The sequence below is a fragment of the Nonomuraea solani genome (assembly GCF_900108335.1).
GTDB lineage: Bacteria > Actinomycetota > Actinomycetes > Streptosporangiales > Streptosporangiaceae > Nonomuraea > Nonomuraea solani.
Map to the genome: position 1 here is coordinate 103,552 of NZ_FNVT01000023.1, position 20,257 is coordinate 123,808.

General features: G+C 70.7%; 14 protein-coding genes. 6 read left to right on the forward strand and 8 right to left on the reverse strand.

Features of this window, described 5'->3' with window-relative positions; translation table 11 throughout:
• The first annotated feature begins 190 nt into the window (after positions 1-190).
• Positions 191-316, forward strand: coding sequence for a hypothetical protein (locus C4V41_RS65635; protein ID WP_268808868.1), 126 nt, complete (start codon positions 191-193; stop codon positions 314-316).
• Positions 317-328: 12 nt separating this feature from the next.
• Here C4V41_RS65635 and C4V41_RS49860 read toward each other — a convergent pair whose 3' ends face one another.
• The 7 genes from C4V41_RS49860 to aztA all read right to left on the reverse strand — a co-directional run bounded on the left by C4V41_RS49860 (position 329) and on the right by aztA (position 13,702).
• Positions 329-1,408 carry a thioester reductase domain-containing protein gene (locus tag C4V41_RS49860; RefSeq protein ID WP_160150669.1) on the reverse strand — a complete coding sequence of 360 codons (1,080 nt, stop codon included), beginning with the start codon at positions 1,406-1,408 and terminating at the stop codon, positions 329-331.
• The gene (locus C4V41_RS49865) at positions 1,405-8,718 is read right to left on the reverse strand and encodes a type I polyketide synthase (RefSeq protein WP_103963104.1); all 7,314 of its coding nucleotides are present in this window, start codon (positions 8,716-8,718) and stop codon (positions 1,405-1,407) included. Before C4V41_RS49865 ends, C4V41_RS49860 begins: the two co-directional genes overlap by 4 nt.
• Positions 8,719-8,783: 65 nt before the next feature.
• On the reverse strand, positions 8,784-9,332 hold the full coding sequence (locus tag C4V41_RS49870; protein ID WP_103963105.1) for an EF-hand domain-containing protein: 549 nt from the start codon (positions 9,330-9,332) through the stop codon (positions 8,784-8,786).
• Between the two features lie 120 nt (positions 9,333-9,452).
• Entirely contained in the window at positions 9,453-10,826 is a 1,374-nt protein-coding gene (locus C4V41_RS49875) for a cytochrome b (RefSeq protein WP_103963106.1), read from the reverse strand.
• Between the two features lie 197 nt (positions 10,827-11,023).
• Entirely contained in the window at positions 11,024-11,431 is a 408-nt protein-coding gene (locus C4V41_RS49880) for a hypothetical protein (RefSeq protein ID WP_103963107.1), read from the reverse strand.
• Between the two features lie 449 nt (positions 11,432-11,880).
• The gene (locus C4V41_RS49885) at positions 11,881-12,921 is read right to left on the reverse strand and encodes a hypothetical protein (protein ID WP_103963108.1); all 1,041 of its coding nucleotides are present in this window, start codon (positions 12,919-12,921) and stop codon (positions 11,881-11,883) included.
• 64 nt (positions 12,922-12,985) lie between these two features.
• On the reverse strand, positions 12,986-13,702 hold the full coding sequence (gene aztA / locus C4V41_RS49890; protein WP_103963109.1) for a zinc ABC transporter ATP-binding protein AztA: 717 nt from the start codon (positions 13,700-13,702) through the stop codon (positions 12,986-12,988).
• A 50-nt stretch (positions 13,703-13,752) separates the two neighbouring features.
• Between aztA and aztB the strand changes: the two genes are divergently transcribed.
• The 5 genes from aztB to C4V41_RS63550 all read left to right on the forward strand — a co-directional run bounded on the left by aztB (position 13,753) and on the right by C4V41_RS63550 (position 18,499).
• Positions 13,753-14,583 carry a zinc ABC transporter permease AztB gene (gene aztB, locus C4V41_RS49895; protein ID WP_103963110.1) on the forward strand — a complete coding sequence of 277 codons (831 nt, stop codon included), beginning with the start codon at positions 13,753-13,755 and terminating at the stop codon, positions 14,581-14,583.
• 116 nt (positions 14,584-14,699) lie between these two features.
• Positions 14,700-15,710, forward strand: coding sequence for a hypothetical protein (locus C4V41_RS49900; RefSeq protein WP_235030883.1), 1,011 nt, complete (start codon positions 14,700-14,702; stop codon positions 15,708-15,710).
• Positions 15,707-16,621: a zinc ABC transporter substrate-binding protein AztC gene (gene aztC, locus C4V41_RS49905; protein ID WP_200824780.1), complete on the forward strand. Its 915-nt coding sequence runs from the start codon at positions 15,707-15,709 to the stop codon at positions 16,619-16,621. Before C4V41_RS49900 ends, aztC begins: the two co-directional genes overlap by 4 nt.
• 31 nt (positions 16,622-16,652) lie before the next feature.
• Positions 16,653-17,807 carry a zinc metallochaperone AztD gene (gene aztD / locus C4V41_RS49910; RefSeq protein ID WP_103963112.1) on the forward strand — a complete coding sequence of 385 codons (1,155 nt, stop codon included), beginning with the start codon at positions 16,653-16,655 and terminating at the stop codon, positions 17,805-17,807.
• 377 nt (positions 17,808-18,184) lie between these two features.
• Complete coding sequence (locus C4V41_RS63550) at positions 18,185-18,499, forward strand: hypothetical protein (protein ID WP_200824781.1); 315 nt, start codon at positions 18,185-18,187, stop codon at positions 18,497-18,499.
• Between the two features lie 424 nt (positions 18,500-18,923).
• On the opposite strand, the gene C4V41_RS49920 is transcribed toward C4V41_RS63550, so the two are convergent.
• A complete protein-coding gene (locus C4V41_RS49920) occupies positions 18,924-20,153 on the reverse strand; it encodes a metallophosphoesterase (protein WP_103963113.1) in 1,230 nt (409 codons plus the stop codon).
• Between the last annotated feature and the right edge of the window lie 104 nt (positions 20,154-20,257).

A 20,257-nucleotide genomic window follows, 5' to 3' on the forward strand; every position in this document is an offset into this window, starting at 1 on the left:
GGCGCGCAAGGCGTAGCAGTGGGTTGGATCCGGGCCCTGGGCTCTGGTGTCTCCGAACCTCCCGCTTGGCTGGAGGTGATTGCCGAGGTGCGGGCTCGCCACCTCAACTCCGATCGGCGCGCTTGCTCCAGCACCTACTCCCATCCCAAGGAACGCCATCAGGAAGTCCTGGCGCTCACTCTTCTCCCAGATGGAGATCAGCCGCGGCGCCCTCCAGGCAGACGACCTCGTCGAACGGACAGTTGTCGAGCATGATGAGCGGGTCTTCCTCGGCTTGTGCGTCGCCGCCTCAAACATGGACGGTTGCGGTGACTGAGCGCGGTCGTGGTCACGCCCTCGGGATGTAGCCTCGTTCCGCGATGCCCGCCATCATCCGGGCGAAGTACGCCTGGTCGAGCGCGGGCTCCGGTAGTGGCGCCGCCGAGGTCGTGAGTTGCGCGCGAGAGTGTGGAGGCAGGTAGCGGCGCTCGGGGACCACCATGTAGGCGATGCCCGCCCAGCAAGCCAGGACCAGTCCGGCGGCCGGCAGGTGGGCATGGCGTAGCAACTGCTGCTTCCAGCCGGCCGGATCGATGGCCGGGAGGTCGTAGCCGGCCGCTCGCACCTGGTCGAAGACGGAGCCGACCGGGATCGGCTCCAGGTGGTTGGGGTGGAAGACCTGCCCGGCCGCGTCGGGCGACCGGGACAGTTCGACGATCATGGCGGCGGTGTGGTCGACGGGCGCTCCCGGCATGGTGGCCGGGCTGTCCGGGGCCGCGCCCACCTCGACGGCGGCGCGGACCAGCCGGGTCCACAGGTCGGTGTCGGAGAACTGCCAGTCGCGGCTGTGCCCGAGGATGGCGCCCGGCCGGTAGATGGTGACAGGCAGGCCTTCGGCGGCGGCCAGGCGCACGTGTTCTTCGCCGCGGAACTTCGCCTGGCTGTAACCGAATCTGCCACTCATCGCCAGGATCGGCTCCGTGGTTTCGTCCACCTCCGCGCAGCCCAGCTCGCGGGCCGCGGCGAAGACCGCGATGGAGGAGACGTGATGGAGCGCCTTGGTTCTGCGGTGGCGGGCGAACCGGACGACCTCCTGCGTCGCGGTCACGTTGCCCGGGACGAGATGCTCGTACGAGGCGGCCAGGTTCACCGTTGCCGCGCAGTGGTAGACCGTCTCCACCCGCTCGGCCAGCCTGGTGTAAACGGCGGCGGACAGGCCCATGCGGGGCAGGCTCAGGTTGCCGCGCACCACCGTCAGCCGTTCCGGGTCGAACGGCCCGCCCAGCCTGGTGAGATGGGCGCGCAACCGTTCGTCCGCTCCTTTGTCGGTACGGCCCCGCACCACGCAGCAGACCCGCTCCGATCGCAGCAGCAGCGCGCACAGGTGGCCGCCGAGAAATCCGGTGGCCCCTGTCACCAGAACGCTCACCGGGCACGCATCCGGGTGAGGACCTGCCGGGCCAGCTCGCCCGCGCTGGTACCCGGTCCGATGGCCATGATCGGGATGTCGCAGCCGAGAGTGCGCCAGATCGCCCCCTGCAGCTCGGCTCGCATCAGGGAGTCGATGCCGAGCTCGTCCAGCGGTCGCTGTGGCGCGATGTCGGCGGGTTCCGCCTGCAGCACTCCGGCCAGCAGCCGGGTGACGGCGTCGGTGACCAGCGACTCGGCCTCGTCACCGGCCAGCACCAGCTCGCGCAGGTCCGCGGCCGGCGCGGCCGGGCCGGCCGAGCGCACGGCGGAGAACCTGGGTCCGTCCAGCGAGGGGAACAGGAGACGGGCACTGTCCCAGTCGACCGAGCCGACCAGGGCGACGTCCAGGTCCTGGGCGAGGAGCTCGCCGAGCGCCGGCAGCGCCTTGGCCGGCTTCATCGGGCTGGTCCACCGGGCGACGAACGCCTCGGCCTCGCTGGTACGCGCCAGGTAGCCGACCTCGCCGACCGCTCCCCAGGCGACCGCCAGACCGTTCGCGCCACGTGCTCGCCTGGCCCTGACCAGGGCCTCGCAGAACAGGTTGCCGGCCGCGTAGTTGGCCTGCCTGACGTTGCCGACCGTCGCCGTCACCGAGGAGAACAGCACGAACAGCTCCGCCGACGGTGCCAGCCGGTCGAGCACCAGCGCCCCGCGAAGCTTCGGCTCCAGCGCGGCCAGCAGGAGCTGCGGCGTCAGCTCCGTCAGCGGCGCGTCCTGGAGCACCATCGCCGCGTGCACCACGCCCTTGACCTCGGGTCCGGTTATCGCGCGCATCGCCTCCAGGTCGGTGACGTCGGCCCGGTGCGCGGTCACCTCCACGCCCAGCGCGGTCAGCGACGCCACGGTCTGGCGCGCCTCCGGCCCGTCCAGGCCGCGCCTGCTGGTGAGTGCGATCCGCTTCGCACCCTGTCGTGCCAGCCAGTGTGCCGCCTGCGCGCCGAACCCGCCCAGCCCGCCGGTGACCAGATAGACCGCGCCCGGATCCAGCCCGCGCGGATCCAGTATGCGCGGTTCCGCGGTCGGTGCCGACGGCTCGAACTCGATGATGAGCTTGCCGATATGCCGGGAATGCCGCATCTGATCGAAGGCCTCGGTGACGCGCTCTTCCGGGAAGCTCCGGTACGGGAGTGCCCGATATGTGCCCGCCGCGACCAGGCGCGCGATCTCCTCGAACTGCCGGTACGCCACGTCGGGCACCCGTTCGGCGATCTGCTTGAGATCGACGGTGACGAACGAGATGTTGCCGCGGAGCAGGCTCAGCGCCAGCCTGCCGTCGGAGAAGAGATCGTGCTTGCCCAGCTCGACGAAGCGGCCACGGGGACGCAGCAGCTCCACTCCGCGGGCCAGGCCGTCGCCCGCGAGCGAGTTCAGCACCACGTCCACGCCCCGGCCGGCGGTGATGGCTCTGACCTCGGCGGCGAAGCGCAGGCTGCGTGAGTCCAGGACGTGGTCGACGCCCAGCATCCTGAGCAGGTCGCGCTTGCCGGGAGTGCTCGCGGTCGCGATCACCCGGGCTCCGGCCAGCTTGGCGTGCTGGATCGCGGCCAGGCCCACGCCACCGGAGGCGCCGTGCACCAGCACCGTCTCGTCCGGCGCGAGCCGTACGGCATCATCCGCGAGAGCGAGGCGGACGGTCAGAAAGGCCACGGGCAGCGTGGCGGCCTCGCCGTACCCCATGGTGTCCGGAATGCGGGCCAGCGCGGCACGCTCCAGTACGACGTGCGAGGCGAGCGGGTGTTCGGCGGTGGCGAAGACGCGGTCGCCGGGAGCGAGGTCCTGGACCTGCGCGCCGACCGCGGTCACCACTCCGGCGCAGTCGAAGCCGTAGACCCGTTCGTGGCTGGGCCCGCCCGCCGCGTCGGCGGGCAGCCTGCCCAGCGCCCAGAGCACGTTGCGGTAGTTGACGCCCGCCGCCCGGACCTCGATCGTCACCTGGCCGGGGCCCGGCACGGGTACGGCCATGGGCGCCCAGTCCAGGCGATAGGCCGAGCCCTGGTTGCGCAGCCGCAGGACGCGCGGCTCGGCGCCGCTCGCGGCGGGTTCCGGCGCCGGGCGCAGCCGCGGTACGAACCGGCCGTGGGCGGTCAGCACCACCTCGTCCTCTTCGTCCTGCGCGAGCAGCTCGGCCACGAGCCGCTCGGCGTCGCGTGCGCCACGCTCCAGGGAGATCTTCCGTACGGTGAGCCCGGCCATCTCGTTGACCACGCAGCGGGCGACTCCCCACAGGGCGGCGTCGCCGGGGAAGTCCGGCCGTTCCGGAGCGGGGAACGTCCCCGACGGGCGGGTGACGAGCCAGAGCGCGGAGTCCGGTGCCAGGGCGGCGGCGATCGCGCCGAAGGTCGTGGCGGCCGAGACGACCCGCTGCGCGCAGTGGGCCGGGTCGGCGTCCGCCGCGGCGTGGTCGCCGTCGAGGAGGTAGACGACGTGGCGTGCGCTTCCCGGGCCGGTGGAGACGGTGGCCTGGGCGCCCGCTCGGGTCAGCTCGCCCGCCACCGCTTCGGCCAGCGCCTGGTCGCGGCCCGATTCGGTGACGATCACCCAGCCGCCGGCGACGACGGGCGCGCTGAGCGTGACGGGCGCGACGGCCGTGACGGGCGTGACGGCCGTGACGGGCGCCGGGGGCGCCGGGGGAGCCGCCTCGGCTCTCGGCTCGCGGGTGGCCAGGAAGAGCGCGGTGTCGATGCCGGCCGGTTCGTCCTCCGCGCGCAGCTCGGCAGGTTCCGCGAGCCGGCATCGCGGCAGCAGCCGCAGCCAGTCGGCTGCCCGGATCAGTGGGCCGCCGGGGCGCAGGGCGGTGTCGGTGGCCGACCACCAGCCGTCCAGCAGGCCGAAGATCATGGTCGTCGGGCCCGCGTCGAGGGTCTCACCCAGCAACAGGAAACCGTGATCGTCCAGCAGGTGGGCGATCCGGCCGAGCGTCGCCTCCAGGTCCGTGGTGGCGTGCACGACGTTGGCCGCGATGACGACGTCGAAGCTCGCTTCCAGCTCTGGGAGATCCTCCTCCAGATCCAGTACGCGGTAGTCGACGAAATCGAAGGCCTTGAACCGGGCGGCCGCCGAGGTGAGGAAGGCAGGGGACAGGTCGGTGAAGGTGTAGCAGGTTCGCTCGGGCGGCAGCAGGGGCAGGAGGGCGGCGGTCATCCCGCCGGTCCCGGCACCCACCTCCAGGACGCGGAGCGGGCGGCCGGCGGGCCAGGCGGCGACCAGCTCCCCGAGCACGGATCGGGCCAGCAGATTGGTGGGGCGCAGCACTGGGCCGCTGTCGTAGAAATGTTCGGCGGCCTGGAGCCCGCCCTGCGGGAAGACGACTTCGACGGCATCCTTGGCGCCCCGCAGCACCTCGGTCAGGTGCCGCCCGCATCGGCCGAGGAGCTGCACCTCGGCCGCGTATTCCGGGAACTCGAACAGGGCGTCGGCGAAGATCGGGCCGGGGTCGGGGCGGCCGATCGCCCGCCAGGCCCCTTCGCCCGCCGGCTCGCACAGCTCGCCGGCCTGGGCGCACAGGGTACGGGCGAGCCGGAGGTACTTCGGCCGCATCCCGGCTGAAACCAGGTCGTCGAGGCTCCATCTCTCGCCGGCCAGGTCACGCATCGCCTGGACGGTGAAGTGGGCGGCCAGCCGCCCGTAGGCGGTCATGAACCGCGCGTGCCGGTCGCGGCGGGCCCGCAGCCGCTCGCGCAGGCCGAGGCGGTGCGGTTCCACCGCGGCGAGCAGATCGGACATGGCGATGCCCGCGCCGGCCGCCGTACCGGGTCGCGGGGCCGCCCGCAGGACGGTCACATGCCGTGCGGGGGCCTCCTCCCCTGGCAGGCGGCGCACCCGGCAACCGGTCAGCTCCATCACGACCACCCCCGAGGTGTCGGTGATGGTGAAGTCCACGACAGCCTCGCGCGGGTCGGTCTGCGGCCGGAGCAGGGCGTGGACCAGGCCCGTGCCGGGTGGCTGCCGCCATCGCCTGACGCGTTCGAAGGAGACCGGGACGTAGGCGGCGGGTTCGTCGCCGTCCTGCCACAAGCCGTGCTGCCACAAGCCGTCCTGCCACAAGCCGTGCTGCCACAAGCCGTGCTGCCATAGGATGGCCAGCCCGGTCTGCAGGGCGGCGTCGACGAGCGCGGGATGTGCCTGGTAGGCGCCGGCCGGTTCGGCGAAGCGGTAGTGCCCGAGCGATCGCGCGCCCGAGATGCGCACACTCCGCACCCCACGAAACGCCGGCCCGTAGTCGAAGCCGGCCCGGGTCGCGAGGGCGTAATACTCGTCCGCTCCGAGCTCCACCGCCGTATCCACCGCTGGGTCCGGTGCCTCTGGTACGGCTGCCGAGACGGCCTGACGCACCCGGCATCGGGCGTGCACCTGCCACTCCTCCTGCGCGCTGGTCCTGGAGGCGATCCGCACCCTTCCTCCCTCGGAGACCGAGACCTGGACATGGGGGGCCTGCTTCTCGGGGATGGTCAGCGGGCGCAGCACCTCCATGTCCACCACCTCGACCGGGCCGTCGAGCGTCTCCGCGCCGGCCGCGAGAGCCATCTCGACGAACCCGACCGCCGGGATCACCACGGCTCCGGCCACCCGGTGATCGTTCACCCAGGGCACCCTGGCCGGGTCCATCGGGGCGCTCCACGTCGGGTCCAGCGCCTGCGTACGCGCTCCGAGCAGCGGGTGCTCCAGGCGGGGCGCCCACCAGGCGGCCTCGCCGTTCCAGTGGCGTTCGCGTTGCCAGGGGTAGGCGGGCAGGTCGAGCACCCGTCCTGGACGGGGAAAGAACGCCGTCCAGTCGGCTTTCGCGCCGGCGGCGAGCAGGGCGGCGACAGCCGTACGGACCGCCGGCGCGCCCGGCTTGCCGCGCCGCAACGTGGGCAGGACGGTGACCTGCCGGCCGGCCCGCTTGAGGTAGGTCTGCAGGACGGGGTGCGGGCCGACCTCCAGGAAGATGCGGAAGCCCGCGTCCGCCAGGTGGGCGGCCGCCTGGCCGAAGAGCACCGGCTGACGGACGTTGCGCCACCAGTACGCGGCGTCCAGGGGGCCGTCGACCGGCCGGCCGGTGACCGTCGAGATCATCGGGATGGCCGGGGACATGGGTGTCAGCCCGGCCAGTGCCGTGGTCAGGCCGGCCTGGACGGGGTCCATGGCCCGGCTGTGGAAGGCGAAGTCCACGGCGAGGCGCCGGAAGAAGACGCCCTTGCCCGCCAGCTCCGCCTCCAGCCGCTCCAGCGCCTCACCGGAGCCCGCGACCGTCACGTCACGGTCGCTGTTGATCGCGGCGATCTCGAGGTCGTAGGGCTCGATGGCTTCCGCGGCCTGGTCGGGGGGCAGGCCCACCGCGGCCATGCCGCCCTGGCCCATGGCCGGCTGCTGGGCCCGGCCGCGTTCGGCGCAGAGCAGGACGGCGTTCTCCAGGTCGAGCGCTCCGGACGCGCAGGCGGCGGCGATCTCTCCCACGCTGTGCCCGAAAACAACATCAGGCACCAGGCCCCGCTTTTTCAGGACTTGGAGGATTCCCATCTGCATGGCGAAGATCGCGGGCTGGCCGACTTCGGCGGTCGCCAGCCGGGAACGGCTCGCCGGGACGGCCATCTCGGCCTCCAGCGACCAGGTCACGTGCCTGGACAGCAGCTTGCCGATGTGCTTGATCGTGTCGCGGAAATCCGGATCCGCCGCCATGAGATCGTCGGCCATGCCCGGCCACGGGGTGCCCGCGCCGCCGAAGGCGACGGCGATCCTGCCATCCTGCGCCGCCGCGGCCGGCTGGGCCTCCCGCAGCAGCCCGGCGGCCTCCGCGGGGCCGGCGGCGAGCACCGACACCCGGTGTTCGCGCAAGCCGCGGCGACGGGTGAGGGTGTAGGCCAGGTCGTAGAACCGCTCGGGCCGCATCGTCTCGCACCGGTCGGCCACGCGCAGCGCCAGCTCCGTCGCGGCGGCCGGGGTCCGCCCGGAAACGATCAGAGGTACGACTCGCGCCACCGGCCCCGCCGTACCGGATATGTCCGGCGGGGCCGGTGGCGCGGCCAGCAGGGCGTGGGCGTTGACACCGCCGAACCCGAAGGAACTCACTCCGGCGAGCGCCGGCTCCACCTGCGCGGTGCGCCGTTGCTCGCGGACCGGCGACAGGCTCAGCCCTTCCCAGTCGATGGCCGGATTGAGCACCTCGGCGTGCAGCGAGGGCGGGATCTGCCCGTGCCGCAGCACCAGAAGCGCCTTCATCAGCCCCGCCATGCCCGCCGCCGACTCCAGATGTCCCATGTTCGACTTGATCGAACCGATCGGGAGCGCGTTGCCCGGCGAGCGGCGCGACCCGACGGCCCGGCCGACCGCCTCGCATTCGACGGGATCTCCGACCGGCGTGCCGGTGCCGTGCGCCTCCCAGTAGACCAGGTCGTCCACATCGACGTCCGCGTAGATCGTCTGGAGGAGCCGCGCCTGGCTCTCGACGCCCGGGTGGGTCAGGCCGAGCGTGCGGCCGTCGGCGTTGGTGCCGGTGTCGAGCAGGACGGCGTGGATCCGGTCGCCATCGGCCCGCGCGTCGGCGAGCGTCTTGAGCACGACCATGCCCGCGCCCTCACCGCGCACGTAACCGTCGGCGCCGGCGGAGAAGGCCTGGCACCTGCCGCGGGCCGAGAGCATGGACGCCTGGGACAGCCCGACGAACGAGGTCGGGTCGAGCAGCACGTTGACGCCACCGGCCAGGGCGATCCCGCACTCCCCTGAGCGTACGGCCTGGGCCGCTTCGTGCAGCGCGACCAGCGCGGAGGAGCAGGCGGTGTCGAGGCCCAGGCTGGGACCGCGCAGATCCAGGCAGTAGGAGACCCGGTTGGCGGTGTTGCCGAAGGTCCATCCGGCGACCGAGTAGGCGTTGAGGCTCGCGGGATCGCGGCACTGGAGGTTGCCGTAGTCGCCGTTGAACACGCCCACGAACACCGCGGTGTCGGACCCGGCGAGGCCGGCCGGGTCGATGGCGGCGTCGTCGAGGGCCTCGACGGCGAGCTCCAGCATCAGCCGCTGCTGCGGGTCGAGCCGGTCGGCCTCCTTCGGCGCGATCCCGAAGTAGCCGGCGTCGAATCCGGAAAGATCGTCCAGGAACGCCCCATGTGCGGTGTAGCTCTTGCCGTGCCGCCTGGTCGTGCGATCGACGAACCACGCCGGATCGAACCGATCGGGAGGCACCTCCGTCACCAGATCGCTTCCGGCGACCAGCGCCTCCCACAAGCTCTCCAGATCTTCGATGCCGCCCGGCAGACGGCAGCCGACGCCCACGATCGCCAACGGTTCCCGCATGACCCCCCGCTTCTCAGCTTGAGGCCGCCTGTCACCGATGTGAGAGGCGGCCGCTGTCGCTTGACTCAGACCGGGCCGAAGAGCCAGTTGCCGGTCAGGTCGGGGTCTTCGCTGAGATAGAACTGCCGACCGGCCTCCACCAGCTCCTCGATGCTGAGCGCGCCGCTGCCGTCGGTGTCGATCTTCCGGAAGGCGAGCTCCGCATCCTCCGGGCTGGTGCCGAAAGCGGACTGGAACCGCTGGAACTCCTCCAGGTCCAGCATGCGATTGCCGTTGACGTCCGTGACATCGAGCGTCGCCTGGATGGCCGGCCGCAGGGCCCGCTCGTAGCCGTCGGGATCTTCGATGAAGGCGGTGTTCATCCCGAGCCGGTATTCCTCGCGGCTGATCTTGCGATCGCCGTCCAGGTCGATCTTGGCGAGCAGGACCTCCCAGAAGTCGGTGTACGTCCCGAACAGGCGATGGCCCAGGTCGCTGTCGGGGCTGACCCCGAAGGCGGCCAGCACCCTGACCCCCAGAGCGATGAGGTCATCGAGTTCGAGATCTCCGCTGCGGTCGACGTCCATGTGGCCGAACGCCCTGTCGAGCTTGCGTTCCTGCAACGCTGTGAGCATGCCCTGTCCCCTCCGGCCGGTGCGGCCGACAGCCGATCAACTACGAAGAATCATCGAATCATTACTTTGCGTAGTCAAGGCTTTGGGACTTGGCATGCTGTACAGCGCCTCCCGTCAGGCTTACCGCAGCGCCGGTTCCCGGCTTTCCCGCTGCGCCGGCTCCAGCCGTTCGTGGAATCCGCCGTCCGTGGACCGCGTGATGATCCCGGTCTCCACTCCGTGCTCGGCCACGTGGCGATCCGTCTGCTGAAGCGCGAGGCAGATCCATCGGGTGATGACGAAAGCGATGACGGGGCCGATGAGCACGGCGTACCTGAAGAAGATCGTCACATCGTCGACGGTGAGGTGGAACTGGTGGGCGATCTGGTCGTTGGCCGCGGCCGCCCAGAGCAGGCCGTAGAACGTGACGCCGGTGGCCGCGATGGCCGTCTTCACCGGTGTGTCGCGTGGCCGATCGAGCACGTCATGCGCGAGCGTCTCGCGGCGTGTGACCTTGGGGCGGCCCACCTTGTCGCGGCGGACGCGACGCGAGAGGAAGAAGCGTTCGGCCGTCGGGTACGCGGCCAGGGCGGTGAAGAAGATCCCGGGGATCACCAGCGTGGGGACCAGGACCGCGAGGCTGAGCGTGTAGTTCCCGAGGGTGAGTTCCCAGGCGGGCATGATCCGGAGGGCGCCGTCGAGGAAGCCCATGTACCAGTCGGGAACCGAGCCCGCCGAGATCTGCGTCGGCTTGGCGGGGCCGTACAGCCAGATGGGGGCGATCTGGAAGCCGAACCCGAGGATGATCAGCATGCCGATCGTCGCGAGCGCCATCGCCGGGCGTGCGCTCCGGCGTGCCGGGATCGAGGCGACGAAACGGGTGTGGCCGTGCCTGCGCACCATCAGTTCGCGGGCGATCAGCAGCCCGGCCATGATGACCGCGACCAGCAGGTGCCCCCCGTACATGACCGGAATGATCCTGTCGCCGGGAAAGTCCGGGCCGAACAGCAGCGACAGCACCCAGGTTCCCACCACCGGGATGGACTGGACGACCGACATGATGAGCCACAGGCTGCCACCCGACAGCAGGTCGTCGGGCAGGGCGTTGCCGGTCTCGCCCGCGGCCATGCCCAAGGCCAGCAGCGTCACCCAGATCAGCCACTGCCTGGTGCGTGGACGGCGGAACGCCCCGGTGAGGAACATGCGCAGCAACTGCAGCACGACGGCCGCCACGAAGATGAGCGCCGCCCAGTGGTGGATCTGGCGGATGAGCAGGCCACCGCGCACCTCCAGGCTCAGCTCCATGGTCGAGTCGAAGGCCTTGCTGACGAAGAGTCCGCGCAGCGGGCCGTACGAGCCGTCATAGGTCACCTGGGACATGCTGGGGTCGTAGAACGCCATCAGCACCGCCCCGGTCACCGCCAGAACGACGAACGACCAGACGGCGATTTCGGCGAACATGAACGACCAGTGGGAGAACTGGAACGAGCGGAGCTTGGCCGGCAATGTACGCATGTGACCCTCCTTGACCTTGCCTACTCACAAGACGGAAGAGGGCCGCGGGTTGTGACGGCGATGAGGGTGATTCACCTCACTACCTACGATCGTCACAGGGTGGTGTGACCTTGGAGCAACGATCAGTGTCGTCAACCTCATGATCGTCGGAGACTCCATCAGCCACGGCAGCAGTGGCACCACGCCCAGTGCAGGGCTCACCCGAGCGGCCGGTGGCCGCCTTCGTGCACACGGACCGAAAGGGGGCGGAGGTCGTCGGTCGACATGCCGGCGCCTATTCCGCTCGATTCCAGGATTTTGATCATCGCCTCGCACATGGCGGAACCGATACGGCCCGCATGGTCGATCAGCGGGCTCGAAAGCCTCCCGCCCAGGAGTTGTTCCGAGACTTCGTCGGCAAGGAGGTGCGCGTTGCGCCAATGGAGGTAAAGGCCTCCCGCGCTGTCGTCGCCTGGATCCAGTTCGAGCTCGGCCCCGCCCGCCGGCCTGGTCTCTGAGCCGGTGATGATGGGAAGCCCTGCCCTGTCGAGCTCGAAGGCCACACGCTCGGCCAGGGCCCGCAACGCGCCCAGCTCCTCATCGCTGCGGCGCTCGAAGTCCGCCATACGCTGCACATCCTTCCCCCCGCAGGTGCCTCGCGGTCGGGGATCATACACCGTTCCTCTTGGCGTGGCGCTGGCATCAGACCGCCACCCTGTCGATCACGAAGAGCTCTTTGCCGGAGGGCCATGTGAACAGACCTCGGCCCCGCCCAGGCGATCACCGAGGTCGCCGCCTTGATCTCCAACAGCATCATCTCCGGACGGGGTTCAGCCCGGCCTGGCGGACTATCTGACGGGGTTGGAGCACTACATCGGCGGCACGATCCGGTCGGCCGCCACTACCGGGCACCCATGGCCAGGGCATTGCCACCGCCCTGGCCATGGCGAACGGCCGATGCTCATGAACGGCGTGCCCGTTCATGGTGGTCACGGCGCGTGCCTTTTCGAGTTCGCGAGCAGGTCCTGCTGTGGGACGAGGTGTTCCCGGTGGGTGAGCCTGATCGGGAGAGCGGTCAGACGCAGGTCCACACGGTCGGCGCCGACTGGTAGTACTGGCCGTCATGGCTCCGCCCCGCGACGCTGCCGTCCTCCGTGACGGCGAACGCGTCGGCGTAGCGGTACCCCGGCAGCGGGGGCAGCACCGTACGGGTGGTGCCGTTCAGGACCACGGCCGAGGTCGGGACGCTGTTGGTCATCTCGTAGCCGACCACCACCCCTGAGCTGTTCACGTCCTGGAGCGTCGCGGTGGTGGACAGCGGGCTCGGTACGCCGTCCCGCCACAGCACCCAACCGGCGGCCCGGCCCGGAATGGTGCCCTTGCCGAGAATGTACGAGCCCGCGATGTCGGTCGCCGAACTGTCGGCGGCGGGATCGACGCCGCCGAGCTGCCGCAGCCCGGTGCCGACGGTGCCGGTCACCGCGCGGGTGCGGGCGCCCGCCTGGATCGTGCCCGCGAGCTCGCCGCTGTCGCTGATGTCCTTCAGCGCCCATGCCCGCCCCGTGACGCCCAGGTCCCACGGGTTGCGCGGGTCGTCGGCCTTCCACGCCACGGCGTGCTCGGTGCCATCGTCGAACTTGGCGCCGCCGACGATCAGGCCGGCGTCGTTGATGGCGCTCGCCTGGGCGAAAAACCGGGTGTTCCCGGGCGGCCGGCCCATCTTGCTCAGCGTGCCGTTGTGCAGCAGTAACGGCTCCAGCGACTCGGTCCCGCCGACGGCGGTGCCGGAACGGTTGACGTCGCTGACCGTACTGAGGCCGCCGAAGTTGCCCACCACCTGGCCGTCCTTCCAGACCAGGCCGATGTGGGACGTGAGCTCGTCCGGCGGACCCCAGTAACCCATCCCGGCGAAGTGACCCGCCCCGTCCGTCGACGTCACGTGGGCGAAGTCGTTGCCGGCGCCCGGCAGCCCGGCAAGACGCGTCGGACGGTACGTACACGCCTCGCGAGCGACCTCCGCCGTCGCGACCCCACCTATGGAGAGCGCGCTCGTCACGACGGCCATGACCGCGATCGTCCGGACCACACCAGTGCCGCTCTGCCACGAACCGAACATGCCGGCTCCTTTCTGAGAACTTGACTCGGTGATCGGCACTCTAGAAAAGAGCCGCACATAATCCCTACAGATTCGGTACGGAGCTGAGCCCGTGAAACACCTGGCCCAGTGCCTGCGAGGTCAGCACGGAGCCGGGAGGCCCCTCCGCCAGGAGGCGCCCGTCCTCAAGGAGCAGGCAGTGGTCGGCGCGCAGCGCCAGCTCCAGGTCGTGCGTGGTGTGGACCACCGTGACGCCCCGCGCCCTCTCGCGGTCGAGCGCGCCGGAGATGTGTTCTCTGGCGCTCATGTCCAGCCCGGTCGTGGGCTCGTCCAGCAGGAGCAGGCCGGACTCCTGGGCCAGCCCTTGAGCGACGAGTACGCGCTGGCGCTGGCCGCCCGACAGCGTGCTCAGTTGCCGTCCGGCCAGGTCGGAGACGTCCAGCGCGGCCAGGCAGGCGTCGATCACCGAATGGTCGAGTGCCGTCAGGCGCCGCCATGGACCGCGCAGGACCCAGCGGCCCATGGCGACCGTGTCCCGCACGGTCATCGGGAGTGAGTCGGAGACCGCGTCGCGCTGGACGACGAAGGCGGGGCGGCCGGGGTTCGCGTGGTCGATCGTGCCGCGCGACGGGCGTACGACTCCGGCCAGCACGCCCAGCAGCGTCGACTTGCCCGAGCCGTTCGGGCCGACCACGGCGGTTACGCCGGAGCGGGGCAGGCGGGCCGTGATCCCGTACAGGACCGTTCTGCTGCCGTAACCCGCCGTGACGTCGCTGATCACGACCCCGTCCGTGCCGTGCATGAGACCTCCACTTGAAAGTGACAACGGTTTTCATTGTAGAGTCTGGCGTCATGGATTGGTTGCTTGATCCCTTTCAGGTGTCTTTTGTCCGGCAAGCGTTGTGGGCGGGCATCCTGGTGTCGCTGCTCTGCGCGCTCGCCGGGACGTGGGTGGTGCTGCGCGGCATGGCCTTCCTGGGCGACGCCATGTCGCACGGGATGCTGCTCGGCGTGGCGCTCGCGTCCGTGGCCGGGGTGAACGTCCTGTTCGGAGCGCTGCTCAGTGCGGGCGGCATGGCGTTCGGGGTGAGCGTGCTCAGCCGGTCGCCCCGGTTGTCGCAGGACACCAGCATCGGCCTGCTGTTCGCGGGGATGTTGTCCCTCGGCGTGATCGTGGTGTCGCATTCTCAGTCGTTCGCGGTGGATTTGACCGGGTTTCTGTTCGGGGACGTGCTGGCGGTCCGGGGGCAGGATCTGGCCGGGCTGGGCGTGGCGCTCGCGGTCACGGCGGCGGTGGCGGTGCTCGGTCATCGGCTGTTCGTGGCGCTCGCGTTCGACGCGCGCAAGGCGTACACGCTGGGGATGCGTCCACGGCTGGCGCACTTTCTGCTGCTCGGCCTGGTGACGCTGGCGATCGTGGCGTCGTTCCACATCGTCGGCACGCTGCTGGTGTTCGGCCTGCTGATCGGGCCGCCGGCCGCCGCCGCGCTGTGGGCGCGCCGGATTCCGACGGTCATGCTCGGGGCGGCGCTGCTCGGGATCGCCTCGACGGTGATCGGGCTGATCGTGTCGTGGTACGCGGCCACGGCGGCGGGCGCCACGATCGCGGCCGTGGCCGTGGGGCTGTTCTTCCTGTCGGCCCTGGCCGATTTCGCACGGCGCTCCCGGAGGGCGGTCGCGTGATGTCGAAAGCCCTGACGGCGGCGGCCGTGATCTTGCTTGCCGGCTGCGGTACGGAAGCGAGCGCCCCCGTTCCCCGTGCAGAGGTTCCGCACGGGTACGTCGAGGGCGCCGAAGAGATGTCCGAGCCCCAGTCCCGTCTTGTGCTGGCCGATGCCGATACGGGCAAGGTTCATCTGCTCGACCTGCTCACCGAGCGGGCCACCGCGATCGCCGACGTCGGCCGGGACATGCGGGGGATCACCGGTGACGGCCGGTTCGCCTACCTCGACGCCGGTGCGGGCGGGCTGCGCGTGGTCGACGGTGGCGCCTGGGCCGTCGACCACGGTGATCACTTCCACTACTACCGGACCACGCCGCGCGACCTCGGCACGATCGCCGGGCGGCCTCCGTACGAGACCGTCGCCGACACGGCGACCACGGTCGTCCGGTCCGGTGACGGCACGGTCAGGCTGCTCGACCGCGCCCGCATGGAGAAGGGCGAACTCGCCGAAACCGGTACTCGCAACGCGGCGGCGGCCGTGCCGTACCGGGGGCGGCTGCTGGTGGCCGAGGCCGGCGCCGTGCGGGTGGAAGGGGGCGACGACGTCGGTGCCTGCGAGGACGCGGAAGGGACGGCGGTGACGCGGCGGGGGGTGGTGTTCGGGTGCGCCGACGGGGCTCTCCTGGTCGGCGAGAAGTTCAAGGGGGTGAAGATCCGGAACGAGGCGTCCGAGGGCGACCGGGCGAAGGAGTTCCGGCACCGTCCGGGCAGCTCGACCCTGGTGGCGAAGGCCGGTGACCAGGGGATCTGGGTGCTCGACGTCGCCGCGCGTACCTGGAGGCTCCTCAAGACCGGGCCCGTGGTCGCGGTCAACGCCGTGGGTGAGGACGGGCCGGTCCTGTCCTTGACCGAGGACGGTGTCCTGCACGCCCACGATCCCGCTACCGGCAAGGAGACCGCCGCGACGAAGCTCCTGGCGACCCCGCTCACCGGCGCCCCCGCCATCCAGGTGGACACCAGCCGCGCCTACGTCAACGATCCGGCGGGCAAGGCCGTGTACGAGATCGACTACAACGACGACCTCCGGCGCGCCCGCACGTTCAAGCCCGGCTTCACGCCCACGTACATGACGGAGACCGGACGTTGAACGCGCTGACCAGGCTCTTTACGGTGATCGCGGTGCTCGCGGCGGCGGCCGGGTGCGCGAGCGACGGGGCCCGGGCGCCCCGGGTGGTCGTCACCACGAACATCCTCGGCGACGTCACCCGCGCCATCGTCGGCGACGCGGCCGAGGTGACCGTGCTGATGAAACCGGACTCCGACCCGCACTCGTTCGGTGTCTCCGCTCGGGAGGCCGCGCGGATCGAGGCCGCCGACCTGATCGTCCACAACGGGCTCGGCCTGGAGGAGGGCGTGCTGCGCCACGTCGAGGCCGCCAAGGAGGCCGGGGTGCCCGCGCTGGCCGTGGGGGAGCGGGCGGACCCGATCCGCTTCAGCGCCGACGAGTCGGCGGGCAAGCCCGACCCCCACTTCTGGACCGACCCCGGGCGCATGGCCAAGGCCGTGGACCTGATCGCCGAGCAGGTGATCGCGCACGTGGACGGGGTCGACGCCGCCGCCGTACGGTCCGGCGCCGCGGCCTACCGGGCTCAGGTCGAGCAGTTGGACTCCTGGGTCGGGCAGCAGGTCGCCACCATCCCGCCCGGCGCGCGCCGCCTGGTGACCAACCACCACGTGTTCGGATATTTCGCCCAGCGGTACGGCTTCCAGGTCGTCGGCGCCGTGATCCCCAGCGGGACCACGCTGGCCTCCCCGAGTGCCTCGGACCTGAAGTCGCTCAAGGACGCGATCCAGCGGACCAAGGTCAAGGCCATCTTCGCCGACTCCTCCCAGCCCGACCGCCTCGCCCAGGTGCTCGCCGCCGAGGCCGGCCTGAACGTCAAGGTCGTGCCCCTGTTCTCGGAGTCGCTGAGCAGCCGGTCGCCGGGCGCGGCCACGTACATCGACATGATCCGCACCAACACCAAGGCCATGGCCGACGGCCTCAACGGCCGCTGAAACCCCTTCTCACCCGAAAGGTGCACGTCACATGACCATGCGGTCACGTACCACCGCCCTCCTCGCGACGGCCCTCCTGCTCACCGCCTGCGGCACGCCGCAGCCCGCGACCGCCCCCGCCGCCGTTTCCGTCAAAACGGCAGCGGCTCCCCTCGTCACCACCTACTCCGGCGGTCTGTACGTCCTCGACGGCCGGACCCTCGACCTGGTCAAGGACATTCCCGTCCCCGGATACAACCGCGTCAACCCCGCCGGGGACGAGCGGCACGTCCTGGTGTCCACGTCGACCGGCTTCCGCGTCCTGGACGCCGTCTCCGCCACCCTCAAGCAGGACGAGTTCAAGGGCGCCAAGCCCGGTCACGTGGTCAGGCACGCCGGAACCACGGTCCTGTTCTCCGACGGCACCGGTGAGGTGACCCTCTTCGACCCTCGCGAACTGGCCACCGGCCTGCCCAAGGGCGAGGTCTACAAGGCGGCCGCCCCGCACCACGGTGTCGCCATCGAGCTGGAGAACGGCGAACTGGTCGTCACGATCGGCACCGAGGAGGAACGTACCGGCATCCTCGTCCTCGGCAAGGACCGCAAGGAGGTCACCCGCAGCGAGGACTGCCCGGGCGTCCACGGCGAGGCCACCGCCCAGGGTGAGGCCGTCGTGATCGGCTGCGAGAACGGCGTCCTCGTCTACAAGTCCGGCAAGATCACCAAAATCAAGAGCCCCGGCGAGTACGGCCGCATCGGCAACCAGTCCGGCACGGACCTGTCGCCCATCGTCCTGGGCGACTACAAGAAGGATCCCGACGCCGAACTGGAGCGTCCCACTCAGATCTCCCTCATCAACACCGAAACCGGGACCCTGAAACTGGTCGACCTCGGCACCAGCTACACCTTCCGCTCCCTGGCCCGAGGTCCGGGCGGCGAGGCCCTCGTCCTGGGCACCGACGGCGCCGTCCACGTGATCGACCCGGTCGCCGCCAAGGTCACCCGGACCATCAAGGTCCTCGACGAGTGGAAGGAGCCGCTGGAATGGCAGCAGCCCAGGCCCAACATCTTCACCCGCGACCAGGTCGTCTATGTGAGCGACCCGGCGGGCAAGCAGGTGCACGCCATCGACTTCACCTCCGGCAAGATCACCAAGTCCGCCCCGCTGCCCCAGCCCCCGAACGAACTGACCGGAACCACCGGCTGAGCTGTCGCAGGCGGCTGACAGGATCGCCCCCGTAAACGACGCAGACGACCTGCTCCGCCGAGTGACCGGGACGGCGGAGTACCTGCCCGCGATGGGGGCGGCGGAGCACCTGCCCGCGATGGGGACGGTGGGGCTCTTGCCTGCGATGGGGACGGTGGGGCTCTTGTCTCCAATGGGGACGGTGGGGCTCTTGTCTCCAATGGGGACGGCGGAGCACCTGCCTGCGGCCGCGACGGCGGAGGAACTGGCCGAGGCGGAACGCCTCCTGGGCTTCCGGCTTCTCGGCCTGCTCGCACGCCTCTACCGCGAGGTGGCGAACGGCGGTTTCGGCCCCGACTATCGGCTTTCTCCCGCTCCTGGGCGAGGGCGACACCGTGGTGAACGTCTACCGAAAGGAACGGGCGATCTCGCAGCCGGGCGGTGACGTCCGCTGGCCGTCGGACGTGCTGCCCATCCTGGCCTGGGGATGCGGCATGTACGCCGCCGTGGACTGCCGCAGCTCGGAGGCCACCGTCCTGCTCATCGAACCGAACGGGATCAGCGACGGTTGGCATCGCGCGTGGGGCGTCGACTCCGCGAGCTTGGCCGATTGGCTGGAGACCTGGATCGCGGGAACCGGCTGGTACGAGGAAGACACCGACGATGAGGTGCGGCCGTGGGAGGCGGCTCGGCAACGGCTTTCGAAGGGATGACCAGCTCACTCAGGCGTCGACCGTCATATCTGTATTATCCGGCCGTAGCACGCGTACCACGCCTGCTACGGTAGCGATCGCGCACCGAAACGTCCGGCCGTGAGGCCATCCGAGGGCTTCCTTCTCACCTTATTGGACCAGGAAGTGCCCGCAAGGGCGCCTGGCTCGGCAGCTCTCGGGCTCTCCTCACGGCCGGCCTTCAACGAGGGACGGCTGTGAACGGCGGCCTTCGGCGGCGGCTGTGACGTCGGCCTTCAGGGGCGGCCGTCAACGGAGGTATTCAACGGCGACCGTCAGGTGCGCCAGTCGGCGGTGGCCTTCAACGGCGATCGTCAGTTGCGATGGTCGGCGGCGGCCGTCAGCGATCCTCATCAGCCGCCTCGTCGGATGCCGTTTCAGCCGCGTGCCGTGCCGAAGTGGGCGCTCAGATCGCGAGTTCCACGATCGTGATGTCCGGTGGCGCGCCGACGCGCACCGGCGGCCCCCAGAACCCCGCTCCCTTGGTCACATAGAGCTGCGTGCCACCGAAACGCCCGTACCCCGCGAGTGTCGGCTGCGCCAACGAGGTGATCAGGTTCATCGGTACGAACTGGCCGCCGTGGGTGTGGCCGGACAACTGCAGGTCCACGCCGTAGTGGGCCGCCTCGTTCACCTGTACGGGCTGGTGGGCCAGCAGGACCACCGGGCGCGATGGGTCGCGGTCGCCGAGAGCCTGGGCATAATCGGGACCGTCGTCCTGCTGGGCGCCGGTCACGTCGTTCACCCCGGCGAGGTCGAGGGCGGGCAGTTCCACGCGCTCGTTGCGCAGCGGCCGGACCCCCAGCTCCCGCAGCTCCTCGATCCACTCGGCCGCCCCCGACAGGTACTCGTGGTTGCCCGTGACGAAGAACGTGCCGTGCCGGGAGCGCAGGTCGCGCAGGGGAGCGGCGGCGGAGGCGAGTTGTTCGACGGTGCCGTCGACGAGGTCCCCGACGATCGCCACGAGGTCGGCGCCGGTCCCGTTGATCATGTCGACGATGCGCCGGGTGTGCGCTCGTCCCAGCATCGGCCCCAGATGGATGTCACCGACCAGGGCGATCCGGAGCCCGCCCGCCTTCGGGCCGCCACGGCGCAGCCGTACGGTGACGCGGTCGAGATGGGGCGGCCCCAGGGCGTTCACCATGCCATAACCGACCAGGCCGGACGCCGTCGCCCCGGCGGTCACCGCGATCGAGCGCGCCAGGAACACGCGCCGAGCCGGATCCGGGACGGCGTCCCGTGCCGCCGCCCCGGTCGTCACCGCGATCGAGTGAACGAGGAACGCGCGCCCTTCTAGATCCGGGACGATGTCCCGTTTCTTTGCCCGGCGCCTCCTGACGACTGCCGCGACCAGCCGTACGGGCTCGGCGAGGAGCAGCAGGATGAGCAGATAGATGGCCAGCCCGTACCAGATGTTGCCCGGCCAGGCGATCGCCCCGGACACCGCCAGGCCGAAGAAGAACGGCGTGATCAGAGACGCGGGGATGAACGTCGCGAGCACCATGGCGACGGCGGTGCCCGCGCGGCGCGCGGCCGATCCGGGCGACGTGGTGCCGCGGACGAGGCGGGCCCACAGGTAGACGTGGGCCAGCGCCCACAGTACCGACTGTCCCCAGACCCACACGGGAACCGACATCAGCGTCCCGAATCTGCGGCGAGCGGGCGCGCGGTGCCGAATCGCCCGACGCGTCGTAAGTGCTGCGGTACCTCGTTCACGAAACCCCCTGGCCGTCACCGGAT

Coding starts and splice junctions, on each gene's coding strand:
- aztB (WP_103963110.1), top strand. CDS start 13,753: ATGGATTGGTTGCTTGATCCCTTTCAGGTGTCTTTTGTCCGGCAAGCG.
- C4V41_RS49885 (WP_103963108.1), bottom strand. CDS start 12,921: ATGTTCGGTTCGTGGCAGAGCGGCACTGGTGTGGTCCGGACGATCGCG.
- C4V41_RS49920 (WP_103963113.1), bottom strand. CDS start 20,153: ATGTCGGTTCCCGTGTGGGTCTGGGGACAGTCGGTACTGTGGGCGCTG.
- C4V41_RS49865 (WP_103963104.1), bottom strand. CDS start 8,718: ATGCGGGAACCGTTGGCGATCGTGGGCGTCGGCTGCCGTCTGCCGGGC.
- C4V41_RS49880 (WP_103963107.1), bottom strand. CDS start 11,431: ATGGCGGACTTCGAGCGCCGCAGCGATGAGGAGCTGGGCGCGTTGCGG.
- C4V41_RS49875 (WP_103963106.1), bottom strand. CDS start 10,826: ATGCGTACATTGCCGGCCAAGCTCCGCTCGTTCCAGTTCTCCCACTGG.
- C4V41_RS49900 (WP_235030883.1), top strand. CDS start 14,700: ATGTCCGAGCCCCAGTCCCGTCTTGTGCTGGCCGATGCCGATACGGGC.
- aztA (WP_103963109.1), bottom strand. CDS start 13,702: ATGCACGGCACGGACGGGGTCGTGATCAGCGACGTCACGGCGGGTTAC.
- aztD (WP_103963112.1), top strand. CDS start 16,653: ATGACCATGCGGTCACGTACCACCGCCCTCCTCGCGACGGCCCTCCTG.
- C4V41_RS65635 (WP_268808868.1), top strand. CDS start 191: ATGGAGATCAGCCGCGGCGCCCTCCAGGCAGACGACCTCGTCGAACGG.
- C4V41_RS49870 (WP_103963105.1), bottom strand. CDS start 9,332: ATGCTCACAGCGTTGCAGGAACGCAAGCTCGACAGGGCGTTCGGCCAC.